The sequence below is a fragment of the Pseudochrobactrum saccharolyticum genome (assembly GCF_008801715.1).
Lineage (GTDB): Bacteria > Pseudomonadota > Alphaproteobacteria > Rhizobiales > Rhizobiaceae > Pseudochrobactrum > Pseudochrobactrum saccharolyticum.
The window spans coordinates 1302986-1324239 of sequence record NZ_VZPG01000001.1 but is presented as its reverse complement, the minus strand read 5'-3'; the positions used below and the strand labels follow the sequence as shown (position 1 = coordinate 1324239).

The following is a 21254-nucleotide window of genomic DNA, read 5'->3' as shown; positions in this document are numbered from 1 at the left end:
TGTCATTGCCATTCAACGGCGTTGTAAATTACTGATTTCCAGAATGACTGAATCCGCTTCTATTGCGCTTCCATGTCGTACAAGATCAAATTTCCAGTTCAGCAGACTTTCATCAATTTCACGCTGATAGTCCCGCCCTTTTTGAAACAAAGCCTTAGCACCTTTTGTCATCCACGGTTCTGTCAGTTCAAACAGCTTGTCCAGCGAAGCCAAGGCTCTGGCAGTGATGATTTCCGGAACCTGAATTTGCTGATAACAGCTTTCAATTCTGGCATTCACAACCTGTCCGTGCGTTTGGAATTGAGCCAATGCATTTCTCAAAAACGCTGATTTCTTACTATTACTCTCAACCAGTCTTATTGAACCGCCGGTTTCTTTCAGCAGTATTGCCAAAACAACACCTGGGAAACCGCCGCCTGATCCTAAATCCAGCCACTGTTTTGCTTGAGGTGCCAATTTAAAAAGCTGAACACTATCAAGAATGTGACGTTCCCACAGAGTTTCCAGTGTATTTGGCGAAGCCAGATTGATTGCTTTGGACCATTTTTTGAACAGTGTTTCAAAACCAATCAAATCATCGGCTGTTTCACGTGAAACAGATGGGTATATTTGTTTCAGTGAATCAAAATATTTATCTTTTGTCATGCTGGTTTTGCCAAATCACCCGAAATATCCTGTGCAATACCATGTCTACGGATATGTGTTATCAATAATGCGATCGCAGCAGGCGTCATCCCCTCAATTCTTTGCGCTTCTGCAATATTTGAAGGCTGACGCTTCTCAAGCTTTTGCTTCAATTCAAGGGAAAGGCCAGAAATTGTCGAGAATTGGATTGATCGTGGTATAATCAACTGCTCTTCACGTTCCATCACGGCAATATCCGCTGTCTGACGATCCAGATAAACAGAATATTGCGCTTCAATTTCCAGAGCTTCTTTTGTAGCAGAAGACAAACCAGAAAGCTCCGGCCAGACTTCTGTGAGACGCTCGAGATTAATATCCGGATAGGAAAGCAGATCATAAAGCGTGCGGCGAATCCCATCTTTGTTGAGATTCAATCCAAAACCAGCCGCAGCATTTGGTGTAATGGATAAGGATTGAGCAAGCTCCCTCGCCTGATCCAGCTCTTGTTTTCTCTCATTAAAGCGTGTTTGCCGCGCTGAACCAATAAGTCCCCAGTTTTCACCCAAAGGCGTCAAACGACTGTCGGCATTATCTGCACGAAGTGAAAGTCTGAATTCTGCACGCGATGTAAACATGCGATATGGTTCACTAACACCACGCGCTGTCAGATCATCAATCATCACACCGATATAGGCTTCTGTACGCTGAAGAATAACCGGCTCACTGCCACCGGCATGTCTGGAAGCGTTCAAACCAGCAAGTAAGCCTTGTGCTCCGGCCTCTTCATAACCGGTTGTACCATTAATCTGGCCAGCTAAGAACAGACCTTTAACCCGACGAGTTTCAAGGCTGCGCTGCAATTCGCGCGGATCAATAAAGTCATATTCAATAGCATAGCCTGGCTGCAGCATTTTCGCATGCTCCAATCCGGGTATGGTTTTCAAAATATCAAGCTGCACATCTTCCGGCAGGCTGGTCGAAATACCATTAGGATAAACAGTATCATCATCAAGACCTTCCGGCTCAAGAAAAATCTGATGCCCGTCACGGTCGCCAAATTTGACGATTTTATCCTCAATCGACGGACAATACCGAGGGCCAATGCCTTCAATATTCCCTGAATACATTGCCGAGCGATGGATGTTATCGCGGATCAATTGATGCGTCGCATCCGTTGTCCGTGTAATTCCGCAATCAATTTGTGGTACTGTGATCTTATCCGTCATCATTGAAAACGGAACCGGATCTTCATCTGCTGATTGTTTATCCAGACTTGCCCAGTCAATCGTCTTGCCATCAATACGGCAAGGCGTACCGGTTTTCAAACGACCTAAAGCAAAGCCAAGACCAATCAAACGTTCAGATAGTCCCAGTGCCGGTTTTTCACCCATGCGTCCAGCAGGGATAGTTTTCTCACCAATATGAATAAGGCCATTCAAGAATGTTCCGCTTGTCAGCACAACAGATGCACAATTGATAATTGTACCATCCATGAGTTGAACAGCTTTGACTACACCATTTTCAACGAGAATATCTGCTGCACCACCTTCAATGACCGTCAGGTTTTGCTGTTCTCTGATGAAGTTTTGAATAGCCAGACGGTATAATTTGCGATCCGCCTGAGTGCGCGGGCCACGAACAGCAGGACCTTTACGACGATTCAATAGACGAAACTGAATACCTGCCTGATCGGCAGCTTTACCCATTAAACCATCAAGCGCATCAATTTCACGGACGAGCTGTCCCTTTCCTAATCCGCCAATAGCTGGATTACAGGACATAACACCGATCGTATCAAAATGATGCGTTACTAAAGCAGTTTTAGCGCCGGTTCTTGCTGATGCTGCGGCAGCTTCTGTCCCGGCATGACCACCACCAATAACAATGACGTCGTAAAAACCTGTCATAATCATATCCAAAACTTGTTTGGTTTCACGTGAATCATCATTCTCATGTTCTCTCTGAAAAGGGAACACATAACTCAAGAGTGTACAAGAATTTCAGAAGTGGGAATCTGTCGACTCAGAATAATTCAGTCGAGTCAAATTGTGTTTTTAGATTCCACAGAATGTTTCACGTGAAACATCTCTGATTGTTAATCAGCCTATATCATGAAATTTGTTTCACGTGAATCATTTTCCGATACAGAATTGAGAGAATACGAGATCGAGAATATCCTCTACGTCTACGTCACCGGTAATTTTTCCAAGGTGCTGAGAGGCAATGCGTAAATTTTCAGCTCTTAATTCCAGTGGTAGGGTTTTCGAATTAACGGCTTTCTCAATTTCAGATTTGCATTGATTTAATAAATCAATATGTCTGCGGCGCGTCGGAACGACATCGTTTTGAAGTTTTGTTTTCTCTGAAATGTAGGTACTTAATCTATCCAGAAGGTTGTTGATGCCTTCATTATTTTTGGTCGAGATCAAATAGTCATAGTTTGGTATGGTTTCAGATTTAAGGTCGGCTTTGTTGCCAATCGTCCAAATATCTGTCTGGAACTCAGAAATGTCTACCGTGATAGGGTTGGAAATATCCTCTATGTATAAAATCAAATCTGCTTCCGCAGCTTTGTCTATCGCTCGCTGAATGCCAATTTGCTCAACTTTACCTGTTGTTTCCCGAATGCCTGCTGTGTCTGTTACATAAGTTGCAACGCCATTCAAATTTAACTTCACTTCAAGCAGATCGCGCGTTGTACCGGCCTCATCAGAAATAATAGCCACATCACGTGCTGCCAGTAAATTCATCAGACTGGATTTTCCGGCATTCGGTGCGCCAATAATCACAATATGAAAACCGTCACGCAGCATTGACCCGCGTTTTCCGTCTTCAATATGTTTTTCAATCTTTACACTAAGATCCTGCATCTCACTCCAGACGCGATCCGATACTGATCCCGGTACATCGCCTTCATCGGCAAAATCAAGTTCCGCCTCGATAAATGCACGCGCTTGAATGAGTTTTTGTCGCCAGTCCATGTAAAGATTGCGTTGCGCGCCGGAAGCAACTTGCTGCGCTAAACGTCTTTGCGTTTCTGTTTCAGCGGAAATCAGATCGGCCAGCCCTTCGGCCATCGTCAAATCCATCTTGCCATTCGCAAATGCGCGACGCGTAAATTCTCCGGCTTCGGCTAAACGGCATTTTTCAAATTCTGACAGGCTTTCCAGAAATTTTTCAACCACAGCAATACCGCCGTGAATATGAAATTCCGCACAATCTTCTCCAGTAAAGCTTTTAGGTCCCTCAAAAAAAAGTGTCAGACCGCTGTCCAAAACTTCGCCTGTTTTATTTTTAAGATTACTGAATACGGCTTTTCGCGCTTCTGGCAATTTTCCAATGATAGTTTCGGTAATGAATCGAGTTTTTGGGCCTGATAATCTGATAATTGCCACGCCTGAAGGCAAACGCCCGCTTGAAAGCGCAAAAATAGTATCGTGATGAAAAGACTGCACTGACATCGAAAATCCGTTACAAGTTAAGAGAATGATTGCCGTTCTTTAGCTGCCTGAAGCACTACTGTATCGGCTTGAAAATCGGAAAGGCAAAGCCATGAACCCGACGCAAAGCCCGACACAAAACAATGCCAGCTCTAATCGCCTTCATACAGCGAACAGCACATATTTGAAACAGCACAGTGCAAATCCGGTCAACTGGCAGCTCTGGGACAATGAAGCGCTCGAACTCGCCCGTTTTCATGACAAGCCGATTTTGCTTTCGATCGGCTATTCCGCCTGTCACTGGTGCCATGTCATGGCGCATGAATGTTTTGAGGATGAGCAAGTTGCTCAACTGATGAATGAGCATTTTATCAATATTAAGGTGGATCGGGAAGAACGACCGGATATTGACCAGATTTATATGTCAGCCCTCACAGCCATGGGAGAGCAAGGTGGCTGGCCGCTCACAATTTTTCTGACACCGCAAGGCGATGCTTTTTGGGGTGGCACATATTTTCCAAAACATGCCAATGGTCGTTTGCCCGGCTTTATGGATATTCTTCAAAGCCTCGGCACTTTATGGAAAAATGACCGCGAGCGAATTAATGGCAATGTGACAGCGCTTAAAACACATTTGCAGACTGTTTTAACACCGGATGCTAAACCTGCTGAGAATGATGAAAACGCTTTCCAACGCTATGCTGATACAATAGCCAGACGTATTGATACGACATATGGCGGTCTCAGCGGACAACCTAAATTTCCGAATTTTCCGTTCATGTCGATGCTCTGGACATCATGGAAAATCAGCCAGCAGCAACAGCATTATGATCTGTTTGTTCTCAGCACGGAGAAAATGCTCAATGGCGGTATTTATGATCATCTTGCCGGTGGTCTGGCGCGCTATAGCACCGATGCATTCTGGCTCGTGCCGCATTTTGAAAAGATGCTTTATGATAATGCGCAGACGATCAGGCAATGCTTATGGGCATGGAGCAGCACGCATAATCCATTGTTTCGGGTTCGAATCGAAGAAATTATTCAATGGTTGTCATATGAAATGGCTTTGCCGGATGGTGGTTTTGCCTCCGGACTTGATGCGGACAGCGAAGGTGTTGAAGGCAAATTTTATATCTGGGATCAGTCAGAAATAGAGAGCATTCTCGGCAAAGATGCTCCTGAGTTCATCACAAAATACAATGTCAGTCCTGCTGGAAACTGGGAAGGCAGCAATATTCTTCACCGGCTGGATATGCTGAATTTCAGCGAAGAAGATGATAAAATATTTAAACCACTGCGGGAAAAACTGCTTGGCATCAGAAATCAGAGAACCAGACCCGGCCGCGATGAAAAATGTCTGACAGACTGGAATGCTTATTTTATCCGCGCATTAGCTGAAGCTGCCCGTGTTTTTGAACGTACCGACTGGCTGGAACTCGCAAAAACAACCTATCGCACATTATATCCTCAGCAAGGCGCAGCTATCAGACATGTCTGGTCAAAGACTGCATCAAAGCTCCCTGCCCTGTCCTCTGATTATGCAGCACTCATTAATGCAGCCTTGTCGCTTTATCAGGCTGATCCGCAGCAAAACTATATTGATGATGCCAAAGCATTGTTAATCTCACTTAATCAGCATCATCTCGACCAGAATGGTGATTACCGGCTAACAGCTTTGGATAATGATGATGTGATTTTCTATCTTTTTGGCGATCAGGATGAAGCTATTCCAAGTAGCACCAGCCAGATTATCGAAGCTTGTACAAGACTGGCACTGATCACTGAGGATGAAGAGCTTTTAGTGAAGGCCAACAGGCTTGCAGAGCGTGCTTTGGGGCGTGGCCAGCACATGGCCTATGGGCAGGCAGGAATTCTCAATGCCTCAGTGCAACTGCTTGATCCGGTTAAGCTTGTGCTGATTATTGAGAATAAAGATGATGAATTATATCGCTGTGCATCACGTCATGCCGATCCTTGCCGCACAGATATCATTCTAAGCCGTAGTCAAGCCTCCCAGCAGCCGCAATGGGCTTCTTTCCTGTCTCTGGCTGGCGAACGCTCCTGTGCCATTCTGTGCCGCAATCAGGTCTGTTTACCGCCGGTCTATGATGCCGCTGATCTTGAGAAGCTGCTCTAGAGCGATTTATTTCCAGATTGAAACACAGCGCATGCTCTAGATTCTTTATTTGGTCGCATTATCACAGCCGTCAAGTTGATCCAACTTGACTGTGAAATGCTCTAAACAAAAACGCCGCCCTTTTGAGGCGGCGTTTTTAATATCTGCATAGTGAAACAAATTACGTATTCATTGAATCGAAGAATTCAGCATTATTCTTTGTCTGTTTCAGCTTATCGATCAGGAATTCAATCGCATCGGTTGTGCCCATTGGCGAAAGAATACGACGCAGAACAAATATTTTCTGCAGATCCTGACGCGGTACCAGCAGATCTTCCTTACGTGTACCGGACTTGAGAATATCCATCGCAGGGAAGATGCGCTTATCAGCAACTTTGCGGTCAAGCACGATTTCCGAGTTACCGGTACCCTTGAATTCTTCAAAGATAACTTCATCCATACGCGAACCGGTATCGATCAACGCGGTTGCGATAATAGTCAGCGAGCCGCCTTCTTCGATATTACGGGCGGCACCGAAGAAGCGTTTCGGACGCTGCAACGCATTCGCATCCACACCACCGGTCAAAACCTTACCGGATGAAGGAATTACGGTGTTATAAGCGCGGCCGAGACGGGTGATCGAGTCAAGCAGAATGACCACATCACGGCCATGCTCAACAAGGCGTTTTGCCTTTTCAATCACCATTTCGGCAACCTGAACGTGACGGGATGCCGGCTCATCAAAGGTCGAAGATACAACTTCGCCCTTTACCGAGCGCTGCATATCGGTCACTTCTTCAGGACGTTCGTCAATCAGCAAGACGATCAGATAGCATTCCGGATGATTGGCGGTAATCGAATGCGCAATATTCTGCAGCAGAACCGTTTTACCGGTACGTGGCGGCGCCACGATCAGACCACGCTGGCCTTTACCAAGCGGTGCAACCAGATCGATCACACGGGCTGAATTGTCTTTATTGGTCGGAACATCCAGTTCCATTTTGAAACGCTCATTCGGATAGAGCGGTGTCAGATTATCAAAATGGATTTTATGACGAATCTTTTCCGGATCCTCAAAATTGATCGTATTCACTTTGAGAAGTGCGAAATAGCGTTCGCCTTCTTTCGGGCTGCGGATCGGCCCTTCAACTGTATCACCGGTTTTCAGCGAAAAACGGCGGATCTGCGAAGGAGAAATGTAAATATCATCCGGACCTGGCAGATAATTGGCATTTGCCGAACGCAAAAAGCCAAAGCCATCCGGCAATAATTCGACGACACCTTCACCGATGATTTCGACTTCCTGAGAGGCAAGGCTCTTCAGAATAGCGAACATCAGTTCTTGTTTACGCATAACACTGGCGTTTTCAACCTGCAGCTCTTCAGCGAGAGCGAGCAAATCGACAGGTGTCTTGTTCTTAAGATCTTGTAGTTTCATTTCCTGCATGGGTGCGGAACTCATATTATAAAAGATTGAAAAAAGAAAAATGCAGTTGAGCGCTCATAATGGTCATGAGGGGCATGACCGGCATCGGAAACCTGCTATTCTTGAAGGAAGGTGTCTTTCCTTAACCGGTTCCGGTGATTTGAGCAAGAGCCAAGCTGCTTTGCAGCTCTATAAAATCGTCTCAGAAGATGAAATTACGCTCTGAACAACGCTCAAAGCGTAATTTCTTATTCTTATATAGGGATCAGAACGGCTTTACGACAACCAGAATGACGATCAAAATCATCAGAACTGTCGGAATTTCATTCACAATGCGCCAATGCTTGGTTGATTTGGTATTTTTATCCTGAGCAAACATCCGCACGCTTTTGGAAAGATAGCCGTGCAGGCCGGACAGCAAAACAACCAGCAAAATCTTGCCATGCAGCCAGCCGCCGCGGAATTCAAAGATTTTCCACGCCAGCCACAGGCCCAAAACCCAGGTCACAATCATCGCCGGATTGATGATATAGCGCAGCAACCGGCGTTCCATGATTTTAAAAGTTTCGGAGGCTTCAGATCCGGTCTTTTCCTGACTGTGATACACAAAAAGCCGCGGCAGATATAACATGCCCGCCATCCATGCGATCACAGCAATAATATGAAATGCTTTGATCCAGAGATAGGCTGCATCTGTCGCTGCAAAAAACAGCGCATAGGCAGCAATGGCAGTTATAGCGACAGCAACCACTGCTCTCACAGCAGGATTGCCTGTATTTGTGCCGGATTTATCCATTATGCACCTGCCTGACGGATACGGTTGACCATTTGAGCGACATTTTCGAGCGGTGCCTGCGGTGTGATGCCGTGACCAAGATTAAAGATCAGCGGTCCCTGCCCCAGCTTCTCAAGAATAACATCAATGCCTTCATCCAGAGCTTTGCCACCGGCAACCACACGCAACGGGTCCAGATTGCCCTGTACAGCGCCTTGCTGCTGTAGTTCTTGTGCGAAGGTCAAAGGAACAGACCAGTCCAGCCCAAGAGCATTTACGCCGGTTTTGGCGCGGTAATCCCGATAGAGCATCCCTGCCCCTTTCGGAAAACCGATAATCACAGCATCAGGATGGGTTTCGCGGACTTTTTTAACAATGCGGGCAACCGGCTTGATGCAGAAATCTTCAAAGCAATCTTCGTCCAGTACGCCGGACCATGAATCGAAGATCTGAACCGCATCGGCACCGCAATTAAGCTGCTCAATCAGATATTCCGCAGAAATATCTGCAAGATCAGTCAGCAGCTTGATGAAAACATCGCGGTGCTGATAGGCAAACAGACGTGCCGGTGCCTGATCCGGCGTGCCGTGGCCGGCAATCATATAGGTGGCAACAGTCCACGGAGCACCGCAAAATCCGAGCAGCGTGGTTTCATTCGGCAATTGCTCGCGCAAACGGCTGACGGTTTCATAAACAGCGCTTAATTTGGCTGCTTTACCTGTAATGTCGAGATCTTTGATTTCATCAACTGTCACAGGTGTCATTAAAGGTCCCCTTCCTTCTTCAAAGCGAAGGTCACGTCCAAGAACATGGGGGATGACAAGAATATCTGAAAAGAGAATGGCTGCATCAAAGCCATAACGGCGGATAGGCTGAAGTGTCACTTCCGTTGCCAGTTCAGGATTATAGCACAGATCAAGAAAGCTTCCTGCCTGCTGCCGTGTCTGGCGATATTCCGGCAGATAACGTCCTGCTTGTCTCATCATCCAGATTGGTGGTGGAAAGACGGTTTCACCTTTGAGAACGTTCAGAACTTTACGTGTCATGCGATTTACCCACACCGGTTTTCCCCGGTTATCCCATAAAGAAAGTGATGATTTTTGGATTCTTATGATTCTTAGAGTCTGTTGATAACGGGGATTAAATGTTTCCCTGAGTTTTCCCACAGGACGATCATGAAAACCGGCTGATGTGGATAAATTGCCCATCAAACGGGAAAAAGCAATGCGACTAAAAATTTATCAATAAAAACCAATACTTATTGGAAATACCACTAAACCCATCCTGTGGAAAACCATTGAATGAATTCCGTGCAACTTTGAATTGCTCCTGTTACCCACAGTGTTTATTGTCACGAATATACAGTCCGGCGCGCTGTGGATGAATCCTGTTTAAATCAACAGGCAAAGAAAAACGTCTCTGAGCCGGTACTTTTTACACACAGCCATCAACAGGGATGTGAGAAATCTGTGACAAAGACTCTTTCTTACTTTCATCTTCATCTGATTTCAGATGCAACAGGAGAGACTCTCCTTGCAGCAGGCCGTGCGGCGGCGGCTCAATACAGTCATGCGCGGGCGATTGAGCACATGTATCCGCTGATCCGCACCGAGAAACAGCTGGCTAAAATTCTGGAGAATATTGATGCCGAACCGGGCATTGTTCTCTACACCGTGGTGGATCAGAAACTGGCTTTGAAAATTGATGAAGCCTGTTCGCAGATGGGTATTCCAAGCGTCTCGGTGCTGGAACCGGTGCTGGCAACTTTTCAATCCTATCTCGGTGCGCCTGCCCATCGCCGTGCCAGTGCGCAGCATGTGCTGGATGCCGATTATTTCCGCCGGATTGATGCGCTGAATTTCACGATGGAACATGATGACGGGCAATTGCCGCCGGATCTGGAAGAAGCCGATATTATTCTGATCGGTATTTCCCGCACATCCAAAACACCGACCAGTATTTATCTGGCCAATCGCGGGATCAAAACGGCTAATATTCCGTTGGTTTTAGGCATACCGCTGCCGGAAGCGCTGCTTCATGTGAAAAAGCCGCTTGTTGTCGGGCTGATTGCCAGCGCCGAGCGTATTTCTCACATCCGTCAGAACCGTTTGCTCGGCACATCTCCGGGGCTGGATACGGAGAGCTATACGGATCGTATCAATATTGCGCAGGAACTGGCCTATGCGCGCAATATTTGTGAGCGCAACAACTGGCCGGTGATTGATGTGACGCGTCGTTCTATTGAAGAGACAGCCGCAGCTATTCTGGCTCTGCGCCCGCGCGTCAGAACGGATGATTGATAGGTATTTTTTCACTGTTTAGAGCGCCGTGCGCCCTCTTGGGCGCACAAAGGTTGCTCTAACTCATTATATTTACAGCATAATTTTACCTAAAATGATTCCAGTTTAATGAATTATGCTGTAGTGTAGTGAAATATCTGATATTCTTCAGAGAAGTATTTTGTGCTGCGTATATGGCAGTGAGTTTTTTGATATTTGAACGGAGTTTTCAATATGGCACTGCCTTTGATTCTTGCTTCTCAAAGCCCTTTTCGTGCAGCACTTTTAAAAAATGCGGGCATTCAGTTTACATCGCAGAAAGCCAATATTGATGAGCGCGCGGTGGAGGCACCGCTTTATGAAACCGGTGCAACGCCGGAAGACGTGGCGCTGATCCTTGCAGAAACCAAAGCGGAAGAAGTGAGTGAACGTTTTCCGCATGCACTGATTATCGGCTGCGATCAGACATTATCACTCGGCAATGAAATTTTTCACAAGCCTGCGGATATGGACGGTGCGCGCCGTCATTTGCTGGCTTTGTCCGGTAAAACCCATCAGCTGAACAGCGCGGTGGTGCTGGTGCAAAACGGCCAGACCGTATGGCGTCATGTTTCAGTTGCCAATATGACAATGCGTCATCTGGAGCCGGGCTTTATTGGCCGTCATCTGGCGCGGGTCGGCGATATTGCGCTTTCCAGTGTCGGTGCTTATCAGGTTGAGGGTGAAGGCATTCAGCTTTTCGACAAAATAGACGGTGATTATTTCACCATTGTCGGCCTGCCATTACTGCCTTTGCTGAAAGAATTGCGTGCCAGAGGAATTATTGATGGCTGAGATGAAACAGGCCTTTGTAACCGGCTTTCCGATTAAACATTCGCGCTCGCCTTTAATTCATAATTACTGGCTGCAACGCTACGGTTTAAGCGGTTCTTACAAGGCAATTGAAAACAGTCCTGACAACTTTCCGTACTTTGCTAAAACCCTTGCAGAACAAGGCTTAAGCGGCGGGAATGTGACCATTCCGCATAAGGAAACTGCCTTTGCATTATGTGAAAAACGTGATGCGGCAGCGGAGGCCATCGGGGCTGTGAATACCCTGTGGATAGATGCGGAATTCAAGCTCAATGGCGGCAATACGGACGCCTATGGTTTTGCCGCAAATCTCGATGCGCAATTGCCGGATTGGGACAAAGGCGGCAAAACGGCTTTGGTTCTGGGCGCAGGCGGTGCCAGCCGCGCAGTGCTTTATGCTTTGCTGAACCGTGGTTTTGAGAAAATTATTGTAGTGAACCGCACTGTGGAGCGGGCGCAGGCTCTGGCCGATCATTTTGGTTCAAAAATCTTAGCCGCAGGCTGGGATCAGGCACAGGGCTTTGTGCGTTCAGCCGATGTGATTGTGAATACAACCTCACTGGGTATGAGCGGTCACGGCGAGGTAGAAGCTTTTCCGCTTGATTTCTCTGAAGCCAAAACCGGTGCGGTTGCAACGGATATTGTCTATATTCCTTTGGAAACACCGTTTTTGGCTCAGGCGCGTCAGGCCGGTTTGCGTTGTGTTGATGGTCTTGGCATGTTGCTGCATCAGGCAGTGCCGGGCTTTGAACACTGGTTCGGCGTGCGTCCTGAGGTGACAGATGAACTGCGTCAGATCATATTGAATGATGTTCAAAAATCTTGATAGGCAGACTTATGATAAAGCTTGGACTGACAGGCTCAATCGGCATGGGGAAATCCACAACCGCACAGATTTTTGCGGATAGAGGTGTGCCGGTTTATGATGCCGATGCGGTCGTCCATCAGCTTTATCAGTCTGAAGCCGTGCCGCTGATTGCGGAAGCCTTTCCTGAAGCTGTTATTGGCGGGCAAGTTGATCGTAAAATCCTGTCGGCCAGTGTTCTGGGCAAGCCGGATGAGCTTAAAAAGCTTGAGAATATTGTTCATCCGCTCGTCCATGCTAAAGAACAGCAGTTTTTGCGCGATGCTGAGGTCAAAGGTGCCAAACTTGTGGTTCTGGATATTCCGCTGCTGTTTGAAACCGGGGGAACAGGTCGTGTGGATAAAATTCTTGTGGTCAGTGCACCTTATGAAATGCAACGGGAACGGGTGCTTTCCCGTGAGAATATGACGGAAGAGAAATTTCAGTCTATTCTGGCACGTCAGATGCCGGATGCTGAAAAACGCGCAAAAGCCGATTTTATTGTTGATACGGGGCAGGACAAAGAATTTGCCCGTCAGCAAGTTTCAGAGATTTTAGAAAAGCTGTTAAACACAGCTGCATAAGCAATTTACAGGACGAACTATGCGCGAGATTGTTTTCGATACGGAAACCACCGGCCTTGAAAAAAATGAAGACCGGGTGATTGAAATCGGCTGTATCGAGATGGTGAATAAATTCATCACCGGCAAAACATTTCATATCTATATCAATCCGCAGGGCAAAAAGGTTCATCCGGACGCATTGGCTGTTCATGGTATTACCGATGAAAGCCTGCTGGATAAGCCGACCTTTCCTGAAATTGCGGACGAGTTTCTGACCTTTATCGAAGGCGCTAAGCTGGTCGCGCATAATGCGATGTTCGATATCGGCTTTCTGAATGCCGAACTGGAGCGGATTGACCGGACACCGATTTCTACTGACGTGGTGATCGATACGCTGGCTTTGGCGCGTCGCAAGCATCCGATGGGGCCAAACACGCTGGATGCACTGTGTAAGCGTTATGGCGTCGATAATGCGCATCGTAAATTGCACGGTGCATTGCTTGATACGGAATTGTTGGCAGAAGTTTATATTGAGCTGCTCGGCGGCCGCCAGACATCTTTGGGTCTAAGCGTACAATCTGCCAATGAAGACAAGAACGGCAATGAACCTATTGCAGAGATTGTTCTGAAAGCGCGTCCTCAGCCCCTGCCCTCACGCCTGACTGCTGATGACCTTGCTGCGCATCAGAAGCTCATTGATAAAATGGGTGATAAGGCAATCTGGAAAAAATATCTGAACTGATTATTGCTTAGAAAATAAAAAAGCCGCTGTGTCTGAGACGCAGCGGCTTTTTTGTAAAATCTTCAGAAAGCTTAGTTTTTAACCTGAGCTTTTGCCTGTTCTTCAGCCATACGCTGCTGGAACATGGTGGCGAAATCGATCGGGTCGATCATCAGCGGCGGGAAGCCACCATTGCGTGTTGCATCAGCAATGATCTGACGGGCAAACGGGAACAGCAGACGCGGGCATTCGATGAACAGGATCGGCAGCATATGTTCCTGTGGAATGTTCTGAATGCGGAAAACGCCGCCATAAACCAGCTCTGTGCTGAACAGAACTTCTTTGCCTTCACCGGCCTGTGCGGTCAGGGTCAGAACAACGTCAAAATCACCTTCAGCGATCGGATTTGCGTTCACATTAACATTGATGCTGATGTTTGGCGCATTTTCACGCGGACGCAGGGAAAGCGGTGCATTCGGGCTTTCAAAGGAAAAATCCTTGATATACTGAGCCAGAATGTTGAGGGATGGCTGTGCACTACCGTTACCGTTCTGTGCTTCGTTTGGCGTCTCTGCCATTATCATATACCTTTTTGTTAACGATGATCGACAGACCGTCGAACAGTATGACAACACATGATTTGTGCTGTAACACTTTGAAAGCTTATACAATTTTATTGTAAAACAAACTTCGCAAGAAGCAATTGAACCATAAAATTGAACCCCTGATTTCAGAAAACAATGGCTGTTGCAAAAGCAATCCGAAACATGTGTCTTTTGGCTAGCATATGTACCTTTTACAGGCAATAACGCGGCGCATTATTTGATAATACTAAAAAGACAGGCGTAAAAACGCAGTACCGGCAATAAATTATGCTGTTCTGCGGTTTTCACGCCGCTTATTCATTTTCTGTTGTCTTCAATCTCTTTCGGATCTGTGCCCCAGGGAGAGTTCTTACTCTTTTTGTCCTCATCCGATGAACTGGAATAATCCTCAGGGTCGAGATCAATAATATCGTCATCCTGTGGCGTATGTCTTTGTCCGTAATGCTGATAGCTGGCGCTGCCTGCCTGAAAATCAGTCGCCATCACAACACGGTTACGTAAAAAACGGTTCCAGATCAGGTCGCGGACAAACGGGATAAACAGCAAAAGCCCGATAATATCGGTCAGAAATCCCGGAATAATCAGCAAAATACCGGCAAAAATCAGCAAGGTTCCGTGAATGATTTCACGTTGCGGTGCACGTCCTGCGGCGGTTTCTGCTTTCATCTGGTTAAGCAGGCTCAGACCCTGACGACGCAATAATGCAAAACCCAGAACCGCACTGAGGATAATCAGACCAAGTGTTGCCAGCACACCGATTTCCGAACCGACAATGACAAAACCGGCGATCTCTATAAATGGCAGGGCTAAAAACAGCAGCAGGCTGATCGGACCAAGCATTTTTGTCACGGGTGATGAACCTCTTGATAGTGGAGCGGCACGGACGGATTTTACCGTAAATATGCCGGATTATGATTTTAAACAGGATATACAGATAAGAATTCCGGTTTGGCATTTGAATGCCGGAATGCGGTGAACTATATATTTTTTCAAAACATAGCGTTTTTATGGTATCTTTGAGCCGTCTTAATAACTGGTTGCAGCACATCTGGGAGATTGCCCGTACTGAAGAATTATACAATATCCGGTCTGGTACAGCATATTCAGAATATGTTCTGTAAAAAAGATATTGTATAATTCTTCAGTACAGGCAAAACCTGAAACTGAATAGCTAGAGTGCATCCCGAAAAGTGGGAACCGGTTTTCGGAACAAGATACGCATAAAAACAAAAGACTAGAGCATTTATAATGATTCAATTTAAACTGGAAATGCTCTAGAAGTTCATTGTGAGTTCCGGCAGATCACTGCGGAGATAATTGGCGAGCGGTATGAATTTTTTCAGTTTTGGCACATTCTTTTTCTTCATTGTTGCAGTGATTATTTTCCTGCAACTGCGCAGTGTATTGGGCAAACGCACAGGCAATGAGCGGCCGCCTTTTGATCCTTATACAACGCGTCAGGATGATACTGCCGCTCTGTCGCAGCAGAAAGACAATGTTGTTTCGCTGCCGCAACGCCAGACAATTGAAAATCAGGCAAAAGATTTTACAACAATTGATGCAATGGCACCGGAAGGCTCGGAGCTGAACAACGGCCTGCGCAATATTCGCGCACAGGATGCCGGTTTTGATCCGAAAGAATTCCTCAACGGTGCCAAAATGGCCTATGAGATGATTGTGCTGTCCTTTGCCGATGGCGATCGTAAAACTTTGAAAAACCTGCTTTCCAAAGATGTTTACGAAGGTTTTGATGCTGCGATTAAAGAGCGCGAAACCCGTGGTGAAAAAGTGAATTCCACCTTTGTTGGTATCAATCAGGCAAAAATCATTGCGGCTGATATGAAAGGCAAAGATGCACAGGTTACAGTGCGTATTGTCAGCGAGATGATCTCTGCGACACAGGACAAGCAAGGCAATATTATCGACGGCGATCTGGAAACAGTTGCGGAAATCCGCGATGTCTGGACTTTTGCCCGTAACACTGCAAACCGCGATCCGAACTGGAAACTGGTGGCAACCGAAGCGGAAGATTAATCTCTGTTACTGGGTCAGCATCGGTAATTGTCGAGCTTAAAAATATTTGAGGAGCAGTGTTATGTCAGATCTGTCTGCTGCGCACTGCTCCACTGAGCTTCTCAATTTCAAAGATTGTGCGGGCTGGGCAGAAGATGATCACGCGGCAGCCTTTTATGCTTTTTTGAAATCCGCCATCTATGCCGAAACACATCTTTACAAGAGCGGCAGTCTCGGCCCGCAATTTGAAGACCTTGTGCCTGTTTTTGCGCAAGCCCGTTCATTGGCGGCGGGACAACAAATTGACCGGCAGACAACGCGTGCATTCTTTGAGCGCTGCTTTTATCCCGTTAAAATCATTCCCCATGACCGGAAAACCGGTTTTGTAACCGGTTTTTACGAACCGGAAATTGCTGCTTCCCGTGTAAAAACTGCACAATATTCAGTGCCGTTTTATCGAAAGCCGCCAGATCTCATCAAGCTGGATGCGGATAACCGTCCGAAAAATTTGCCCGAAGATATGGTTTTTGGCCGTTATCATAATGGGCAGGTGACAGAATATTTTGACCGGCAAGCAATTGATCAGGGTGCGCTGGCAGATCAGGGGCTGGAAATTGCCTATGTAGACAATAGAGTGGATGTTTATTTCGCTCATGTACAAGGCGCTGTGCGTCTGAATTTTGACGATGGCACGCAGATGCGCCTGACCTATGCGGCTAAGTCAGGCCATGGCTTTACCGGTGCAGGACGGGTTCTGATTGATAAAGGCGAGCTGGAACCTGCAAAGGTCACTATGCAGTCGATCCGGCAATGGCTGGCAGAGCGCCCTGCCCGTATTGATGAAATTCTGTGGCATAACCGGTCTTATATTTTCTTCCGTGAAGCTCCGGTGGATGATCCTTTGTCAGGGCCGGTGGCGGCTGCCAAAGTACCTCTGTCTGCACAAAGATCGCTGGCGGTGGATCGTAAATATCATTGCTTTGGCACGCCGTTTTTCATAAACACACATAAGAATTTAGAAAATGGCGAGGTTTTTCGTCATTTGATGATTGCTCAGGATACCGGATCAGCCATTCTTGGCCCTGCCCGCGGCGATCTGTTTTTCGGTTCCGGCGATGCAGCTGGCGAGCTTGCCGGCGGAATACGCCATGATGCTGATTTTATAATGCTGGTTCCCAGAAAAACTGTGGCGGATTAGCATTATGAAACACAAAAAGAATAAGCGCCCTGCCACGCGCATTTCGGATAAAAATATAATGAAAATACCAAAAAATCCGAAAGTGGAACCCGATCCGGCTGAGGTTTTATCAAAACAGAATTCTGGCTTTCTCAAAAATGAGGATCGTATTCTCTGGGAAACATTTGCACGCACAACCCGTCCTTTGCGTCCTGTTAAGCCACGACAGGCCTTTGTGATCGAGGATATGCATCTGTGGGATATTGAGAATGGCATCAATATTCCGCAGCGTGTGGAGGCCGAGCCGGTCAAAGCGTCTGTTGCCAAAGCAGCCGGTGAAACATCTCTGCAAAGCCGTAAGAAACAAGATGTGGTCACCAATCCGCTTCACGATATCGACCGGCCGACAATCCGTAAGATTGCCAAGGGGCGCGTTGAAATTCAGGCGCGGATTGATCTGCATGGTATGCGCCAGCATGAAGCGCATGATCTGCTATATGGTTTCCTCTCAGATGCCTGGCACAGAGGTCTACGCTTTGTCTTGGTGATTACCGGTAAAGGTACATCTATGGGCAGTGACGGCGTGTTAAAACAGGCTGTGCCGCATTGGTTCTCCACGCCCCTCTTCCGCCTCTATGTGAGCGCCTATGAGGATGCCGTGCGCCATCACGGCGGGCAAGGAGCGCTCTATGTCAGGCTGCGCAAGACACCGGCTGAGAAGCTCGCAGAGCGCCAGTCCTTCCCGTCAGGAAAGCGGCCATTATCATGACACCATTTGGTCAGCGTTTACGGAAATTGCGTGAGGAACGCGGTGTCAGCCAGAAGGAAATGGCGACAGCTATCCGCGTGTCGGCCGCCTATCTTTCAGCACTGGAGCACGGGCGCCGTGGTCAGCCGACATGGGATTTGCTGCAAAGAATTATCGGCTATTTCAATATTATCTGGGATGAGGCAGAGGAATTGCAAAATCTGGCAATGATCTCTCATCCGCGTGTAACGATCGACACTTCTGGCTTGTCACCGGAGGCTACAGAATTAGCTAATCTCTTGGCCAATCATATCCGTATTCTGGACAGGAATATGATTGAAAGCCTTAGCACAACGCTGCGGCTGGCTCATAAAAAACACCGCAGCCTACGTTAGAGCATTTCACAGTCAAGTTGGATCAACTTGACGCCCGTGATAATGCGAGCAAATAAAGAATCTAGAGCGAGCGCTGTGATCTAATCTGGACGTAAACGCTCTAGAGCATGTCGCGGAAAAGTGGACACCGGTTTTCCGATAACGACATGCGGAAAAACAAGGTAACAGAGCGCGTGCAGCGGATACAATTAAACGCGACGCACTCTGAAACCTCAATTTAAAATAATGATTTCAGATCATCGATTTTGGAATTGACCAGCCAGCCATAGTAATTTTCCTGCGGCAGCTGTTTATTTTGTTTGCCTGCATTGATAGCCGCCAGAGCGCGGGCGCGGCTGTCTGCCCCGCCGGTATTATACAGGGTTGCGGTAATACCCGGATTTTTCGAAATATCGAAATCGGCATATTTATTATAGGCGGTAATGGAATGTTTGATGGTCGCCGCCATATAGTGCAGGCTCAGATCAGGGTCCATAATGGTTTTATAAACCTGTGCACCATCATCAGCACTGAGCTTCGGCAGGCCGGAGACGCGATTGACCATATCTGACATTTGCAAAGCCGTCAGCGGACTTATCTGACCGAGACCAAAGGTCTGACCTGCATAGAAAGGTTGGAAAAATACGGCAGCAAAGCGGTTATTCGGATAGGCGTTACCGTCAACTTTTTTGCCGCGGAATTTGCTGTCCCAGATATTTTCACGGCAGGTCCAGAGGGAATAACTATCTGACAGACCGGCACATTTCTCAAATTCAGGGCGTTTGATGAAATCGCTGACAGATTCACCTTTATAGCTGAAGCTGACGCCTTGTTTCACATAGGAAATAGCTTTGACATAATAGGTTTGCAGCTGGTCATAGGCATCAACATTATAGGTGTGCTCGCCGATAATCGCACCGGCAATATGCACGGGATCAATATTATAGGCTGCGGCCGCCGATTTGATTTTGGTGCGCAAGCCACGATCCGATTTCAGCAATCCGTAGATTTTCTGATATTTGGCTTCATAAGTCGTGCGCATTTTTTTGGTGCGATTGGCAGAAGCGCCGGGAATAGTCGGCTGTTCGGCATTGCGGTTACCGGCCGGCACAACAGTTGTAGCCTGGGCATTTGAGACGAGTGTCAGTGCAAAAAAACCTGTTCCGGCAGCAATTGCTATCCGTTTAAAATTGTTGCCGAGGTTCATAGGTATTTTTGCTCCGTTCGCATTTGCTTGTCCTGCTGAATGGGAATTTCAGGAAAGCACGGCATTTTAACTTCGCGCAGAAAATATGAAACCCTCGCGCACAAGTCGAGAGGGTTTCAAAAACTTAACTGCATATGATGTGTGAATGTCACACAATGCTTATAGTCGGCTTATATCCGTATTAAAGGATGAAGCGTGACAGGTCGATATTCTTGGCCAGATCACCGATGCTGCTACGCACATAAGCTGCATCCACGGTGAAAGTGGAGCCGCTTTTATCCGGCGCATTGAATGAAATATCATCCAATACTTTTTCCATTACCGTTTGCAGACGGCGTGCACCGATATTCTCAATGGTTGAATTGAGATCAACAGCAATATCCGCAAGCGCATCAATGGCATCGTCTGTAATTTCCAGCGTCACTTCTTCTGTGGCCATCAGCGCCACATATTGTTTAAGCAGGCTGACTTCGGTTTCCGTCAGAATCGAGCGGAAATCTTCGCGTGTCAGAGCATTCAGTTCAACACGGATCGGCAGACGTCCCTGTAATTCCGGCAGCAAATCTGATGGCTTGGAAACATGGAAAGCGCCCGAAGCGATAAACAGGATATGGTCGGTTTTAACCGGCCCGTATTTGGTCGCAACGGTGGTACCTTCGACAAGCGGCAATAGATCGCGCTGCACGCCTTCGCGGGAAACCCCTGCCCCCATACCGCCTTCACGGGATGCGATCTTGTCGATCTCGTCAAGGAAAACGATACCGTCATTCTGGGTGACTTCCAGTGCTTCCTGTGTCACCTGATCCTGATCAAGCAGCTTGTCGGATTCATCATTGATCAGCAACGCATAGGATTCTTTAACCGTGGTTTTGCGCGGTTTTGTCCGCCCGCCCATGGCTTTGCCCAGCATATCGCTTAAATTGATCATCCCGATATTGGCACCTGGCATCCCCGGAATTTCAAAACCGGGCATACCGGAGCTGTTATCTGCCAGTTCAATCTCGATTTCTTTATCATCAAGATCGCCTTCACGCAGTTTCTTGCGGAAACTGTCACGGGTCGCAGGGCTGGCAGTTTTGCCGACTAGTGCGTCCAATACGCGTTCTTCCGCATTGATATGGGCTTTGGCTTTCACCTCTTCGCGCTTTTTCTCGCGAACGAGGCCAATGGCGATTTCCACCAGATCACGGATGATCTGTTCCACATCGCGGCCGACATAGCCGACTTCAGTGAATTTTGTTGCTTCAACCTTGATGAAAGGCGCACCGGCCAGCTTGGCAAGACGGCGTGAAATCTCCGTTTTACCGACGCCGGTTGGTCCGATCATCAGAATATTTTTCGGCATCACTTCTTCGCGCATATTGCCTTCCAGCTGCTGACGGCGCCAGCGATTGCGCAGGGCAATAGCAACAGCGCGCTTGGCAGCTTTCTGACCGATAATGAAGCGATCAAGCTCAGAGACGATTTCACGTGGAGAAAATGTGGTCATA

At 47.2% G+C, this 21254-nt stretch carries 20 protein-coding genes; 10 read left to right on the top strand and 10 right to left on the bottom strand.

All coding sequences use genetic code 11. The annotated features are described in order from the left end of the window. Positions 1–12: 12 nt before the first annotated feature. The 3 genes from rsmG to mnmE all read right to left on the bottom strand — a co-directional run bounded on the left by rsmG (position 13) and on the right by mnmE (position 4085). Complete coding sequence (gene rsmG / locus F7P81_RS05885; RefSeq protein ID WP_151158851.1) at positions 13–645, bottom strand: 16S rRNA (guanine(527)-N(7))-methyltransferase RsmG; 633 nt, start codon at positions 643–645, stop codon at positions 13–15. Further along, positions 642–2537: a tRNA uridine-5-carboxymethylaminomethyl(34) synthesis enzyme MnmG gene (mnmG, locus tag F7P81_RS05880; protein WP_151158850.1), complete on the bottom strand. Its 1896-nt coding sequence runs from the start codon at positions 2535–2537 to the stop codon at positions 642–644. The genes rsmG and mnmG overlap by 4 nt, the downstream gene beginning before the upstream one ends. Positions 2538–2756: 219 nt before the next feature. Continuing rightward, a complete protein-coding gene (gene mnmE, locus F7P81_RS05875; RefSeq protein ID WP_151158849.1) occupies positions 2757–4085 on the bottom strand; it encodes a tRNA uridine-5-carboxymethylaminomethyl(34) synthesis GTPase MnmE in 1329 nt (442 codons plus the stop codon). A gap of 91 nt (positions 4086–4176) precedes the next feature. Between mnmE and F7P81_RS05870 the strand changes: the two genes are divergently transcribed. Beyond that, positions 4177–6201 (top strand): thioredoxin domain-containing protein, encoded by a 2025-nt coding sequence (locus F7P81_RS05870; RefSeq protein WP_151158848.1) that lies wholly within the window; start codon positions 4177–4179, stop codon positions 6199–6201. Positions 6202–6361: 160 nt separating this feature from the next. On the opposite strand, the gene rho is transcribed toward F7P81_RS05870, so the two are convergent. From rho to hemE, 3 genes are all read right to left on the bottom strand, one after another. Further along, positions 6362–7627 carry a transcription termination factor Rho gene (gene rho / locus F7P81_RS05865; RefSeq protein WP_022709829.1) on the bottom strand — a complete coding sequence of 422 codons (1266 nt, stop codon included), beginning with the start codon at positions 7625–7627 and terminating at the stop codon, positions 6362–6364. Between the two features lie 244 nt (positions 7628–7871). Beyond that, positions 7872–8402 (bottom strand): protoporphyrinogen oxidase HemJ, encoded by a 531-nt coding sequence (hemJ, locus tag F7P81_RS05860; RefSeq protein WP_022709830.1) that lies wholly within the window; start codon positions 8400–8402, stop codon positions 7872–7874. Further along, the gene (hemE, locus tag F7P81_RS05855) at positions 8402–9427 is read right to left on the bottom strand and encodes a uroporphyrinogen decarboxylase (protein WP_151158847.1); all 1026 of its coding nucleotides are present in this window, start codon (positions 9425–9427) and stop codon (positions 8402–8404) included. Before hemE ends, hemJ begins: the two co-directional genes overlap by 1 nt. 330 nt (positions 9428–9757) lie before the next feature. Here hemE and F7P81_RS05850 point away from each other — a divergent pair, with 330 nt between their 5' ends. The 5 genes from F7P81_RS05850 to dnaQ all read left to right on the top strand — a co-directional run bounded on the left by F7P81_RS05850 (position 9758) and on the right by dnaQ (position 13661). Beyond that, on the top strand, positions 9758–10681 hold the full coding sequence (locus F7P81_RS05850) for a pyruvate, water dikinase regulatory protein (protein ID WP_374828030.1): 924 nt from the start codon (positions 9758–9760) through the stop codon (positions 10679–10681). A 213-nt stretch (positions 10682–10894) separates the two neighbouring features. Continuing rightward, positions 10895–11494: a Maf-like protein gene (locus tag F7P81_RS05845; RefSeq protein ID WP_022709833.1), complete on the top strand. Its 600-nt coding sequence runs from the start codon at positions 10895–10897 to the stop codon at positions 11492–11494. Continuing rightward, positions 11487–12338, top strand: a complete 852-nt coding sequence (locus F7P81_RS05840; protein ID WP_151158846.1) for a shikimate dehydrogenase — start codon at positions 11487–11489, stop codon at positions 12336–12338. Before F7P81_RS05845 ends, F7P81_RS05840 begins: the two co-directional genes overlap by 8 nt. A gap of 11 nt (positions 12339–12349) precedes the next feature. Further along, positions 12350–12940 carry a dephospho-CoA kinase gene (coaE, locus tag F7P81_RS05835; RefSeq protein ID WP_151158845.1) on the top strand — a complete coding sequence of 197 codons (591 nt, stop codon included), beginning with the start codon at positions 12350–12352 and terminating at the stop codon, positions 12938–12940. A 19-nt stretch (positions 12941–12959) separates the two neighbouring features. Continuing rightward, positions 12960–13661: a DNA polymerase III subunit epsilon gene (dnaQ, locus tag F7P81_RS05830; protein ID WP_151158844.1), complete on the top strand. Its 702-nt coding sequence runs from the start codon at positions 12960–12962 to the stop codon at positions 13659–13661. A gap of 71 nt (positions 13662–13732) precedes the next feature. On the opposite strand, the gene secB is transcribed toward dnaQ, so the two are convergent. Together secB and F7P81_RS05820 are read right to left on the bottom strand one after the other, a co-directional pair. Then, a complete protein-coding gene (gene secB, locus F7P81_RS05825; protein WP_022709144.1) occupies positions 13733–14218 on the bottom strand; it encodes a protein-export chaperone SecB in 486 nt (161 codons plus the stop codon). Positions 14219–14542: 324 nt separating this feature from the next. After that, positions 14543–15085, bottom strand: a complete 543-nt coding sequence (locus tag F7P81_RS05820) for an FxsA family protein (protein WP_022709145.1) — start codon at positions 15083–15085, stop codon at positions 14543–14545. Positions 15086–15574: 489 nt separating this feature from the next. On the opposite strand from F7P81_RS05820, the gene F7P81_RS05815 reads away from it, so the two are divergent. The 4 genes from F7P81_RS05815 to F7P81_RS05800 all read left to right on the top strand — a co-directional run bounded on the left by F7P81_RS05815 (position 15575) and on the right by F7P81_RS05800 (position 18578). Next, positions 15575–16279, top strand: a complete 705-nt coding sequence (locus tag F7P81_RS05815; RefSeq protein ID WP_022709147.1) for a Tim44/TimA family putative adaptor protein — start codon at positions 15575–15577, stop codon at positions 16277–16279. A gap of 61 nt (positions 16280–16340) precedes the next feature. Continuing rightward, positions 16341–17456, top strand: a complete 1116-nt coding sequence (mltA, locus tag F7P81_RS05810) for a murein transglycosylase A (RefSeq protein WP_151158843.1) — start codon at positions 16341–16343, stop codon at positions 17454–17456. 58 nt (positions 17457–17514) lie between these two features. Next, positions 17515–18204 carry a Smr/MutS family protein gene (locus F7P81_RS05805; protein WP_151158842.1) on the top strand — a complete coding sequence of 230 codons (690 nt, stop codon included), beginning with the start codon at positions 17515–17517 and terminating at the stop codon, positions 18202–18204. After that, entirely contained in the window at positions 18201–18578 is a 378-nt protein-coding gene (locus tag F7P81_RS05800; RefSeq protein ID WP_022709150.1) for a helix-turn-helix domain-containing protein, read from the top strand. The genes F7P81_RS05805 and F7P81_RS05800 overlap by 4 nt, the downstream gene beginning before the upstream one ends. A gap of 217 nt (positions 18579–18795) precedes the next feature. Here the strand turns inward: F7P81_RS05800 and F7P81_RS05795 are convergent, their stop codons facing one another. Continuing rightward, entirely contained in the window at positions 18796–19764 is a 969-nt protein-coding gene (locus tag F7P81_RS05795) for a DUF1402 family protein (protein ID WP_151158841.1), read from the bottom strand. A 181-nt stretch (positions 19765–19945) separates the two neighbouring features. Beyond that, entirely contained in the window at positions 19946–21253 is a 1308-nt protein-coding gene (hslU, locus tag F7P81_RS05790; RefSeq protein WP_075653920.1) for an ATP-dependent protease ATPase subunit HslU, read from the bottom strand. Between the last annotated feature and the right edge of the window lies 1 nt (position 21254).

Excerpts from the sequence above, each read along its gene's own strand:
- rsmG (WP_151158851.1), bottom strand. The coding sequence starts at position 645 with ATGACAAAAGATAAATATTTTGATTCACTGAAACAAATATACCCATCT.
- mnmG (WP_151158850.1), bottom strand. The coding sequence starts at position 2,537 with ATGATTATGACAGGTTTTTACGACGTCATTGTTATTGGTGGTGGTCAT.
- mnmE (WP_151158849.1), bottom strand. The coding sequence starts at position 4,085 with ATGTCAGTGCAGTCTTTTCATCACGATACTATTTTTGCGCTTTCAAGC.
- F7P81_RS05870 (WP_151158848.1), top strand. The coding sequence starts at position 4,177 with ATGAACCCGACGCAAAGCCCGACACAAAACAATGCCAGCTCTAATCGC.
- rho (WP_022709829.1), bottom strand. The coding sequence starts at position 7,627 with ATGCAGGAAATGAAACTACAAGATCTTAAGAACAAGACACCTGTCGAT.
- hemJ (WP_022709830.1), bottom strand. The coding sequence starts at position 8,402 with ATGGATAAATCCGGCACAAATACAGGCAATCCTGCTGTGAGAGCAGTG.
- hemE (WP_151158847.1), bottom strand. The coding sequence starts at position 9,427 with ATGACACGTAAAGTTCTGAACGTTCTCAAAGGTGAAACCGTCTTTCCA.
- F7P81_RS05845 (WP_022709833.1), top strand. The coding sequence starts at position 10,895 with ATGGCACTGCCTTTGATTCTTGCTTCTCAAAGCCCTTTTCGTGCAGCA.
- F7P81_RS05840 (WP_151158846.1), top strand. The coding sequence starts at position 11,487 with ATGGCTGAGATGAAACAGGCCTTTGTAACCGGCTTTCCGATTAAACAT.
- coaE (WP_151158845.1), top strand. The coding sequence starts at position 12,350 with ATGATAAAGCTTGGACTGACAGGCTCAATCGGCATGGGGAAATCCACA.
- dnaQ (WP_151158844.1), top strand. The coding sequence starts at position 12,960 with ATGCGCGAGATTGTTTTCGATACGGAAACCACCGGCCTTGAAAAAAAT.
- secB (WP_022709144.1), bottom strand. The coding sequence starts at position 14,218 with ATGGCAGAGACGCCAAACGAAGCACAGAACGGTAACGGTAGTGCACAG.
- F7P81_RS05820 (WP_022709145.1), bottom strand. The coding sequence starts at position 15,085 with ATGCTTGGTCCGATCAGCCTGCTGCTGTTTTTAGCCCTGCCATTTATA.
- F7P81_RS05815 (WP_022709147.1), top strand. The coding sequence starts at position 15,575 with ATGAATTTTTTCAGTTTTGGCACATTCTTTTTCTTCATTGTTGCAGTG.
- mltA (WP_151158843.1), top strand. The coding sequence starts at position 16,341 with ATGTCAGATCTGTCTGCTGCGCACTGCTCCACTGAGCTTCTCAATTTC.
- F7P81_RS05805 (WP_151158842.1), top strand. The coding sequence starts at position 17,515 with ATGAAAATACCAAAAAATCCGAAAGTGGAACCCGATCCGGCTGAGGTT.
- F7P81_RS05800 (WP_022709150.1), top strand. The coding sequence starts at position 18,201 with ATGACACCATTTGGTCAGCGTTTACGGAAATTGCGTGAGGAACGCGGT.
- F7P81_RS05795 (WP_151158841.1), bottom strand. The coding sequence starts at position 19,764 with ATGAACCTCGGCAACAATTTTAAACGGATAGCAATTGCTGCCGGAACA.
- hslU (WP_075653920.1), bottom strand. The coding sequence starts at position 21,253 with ATGACCACATTTTCTCCACGTGAAATCGTCTCTGAGCTTGATCGCTTC.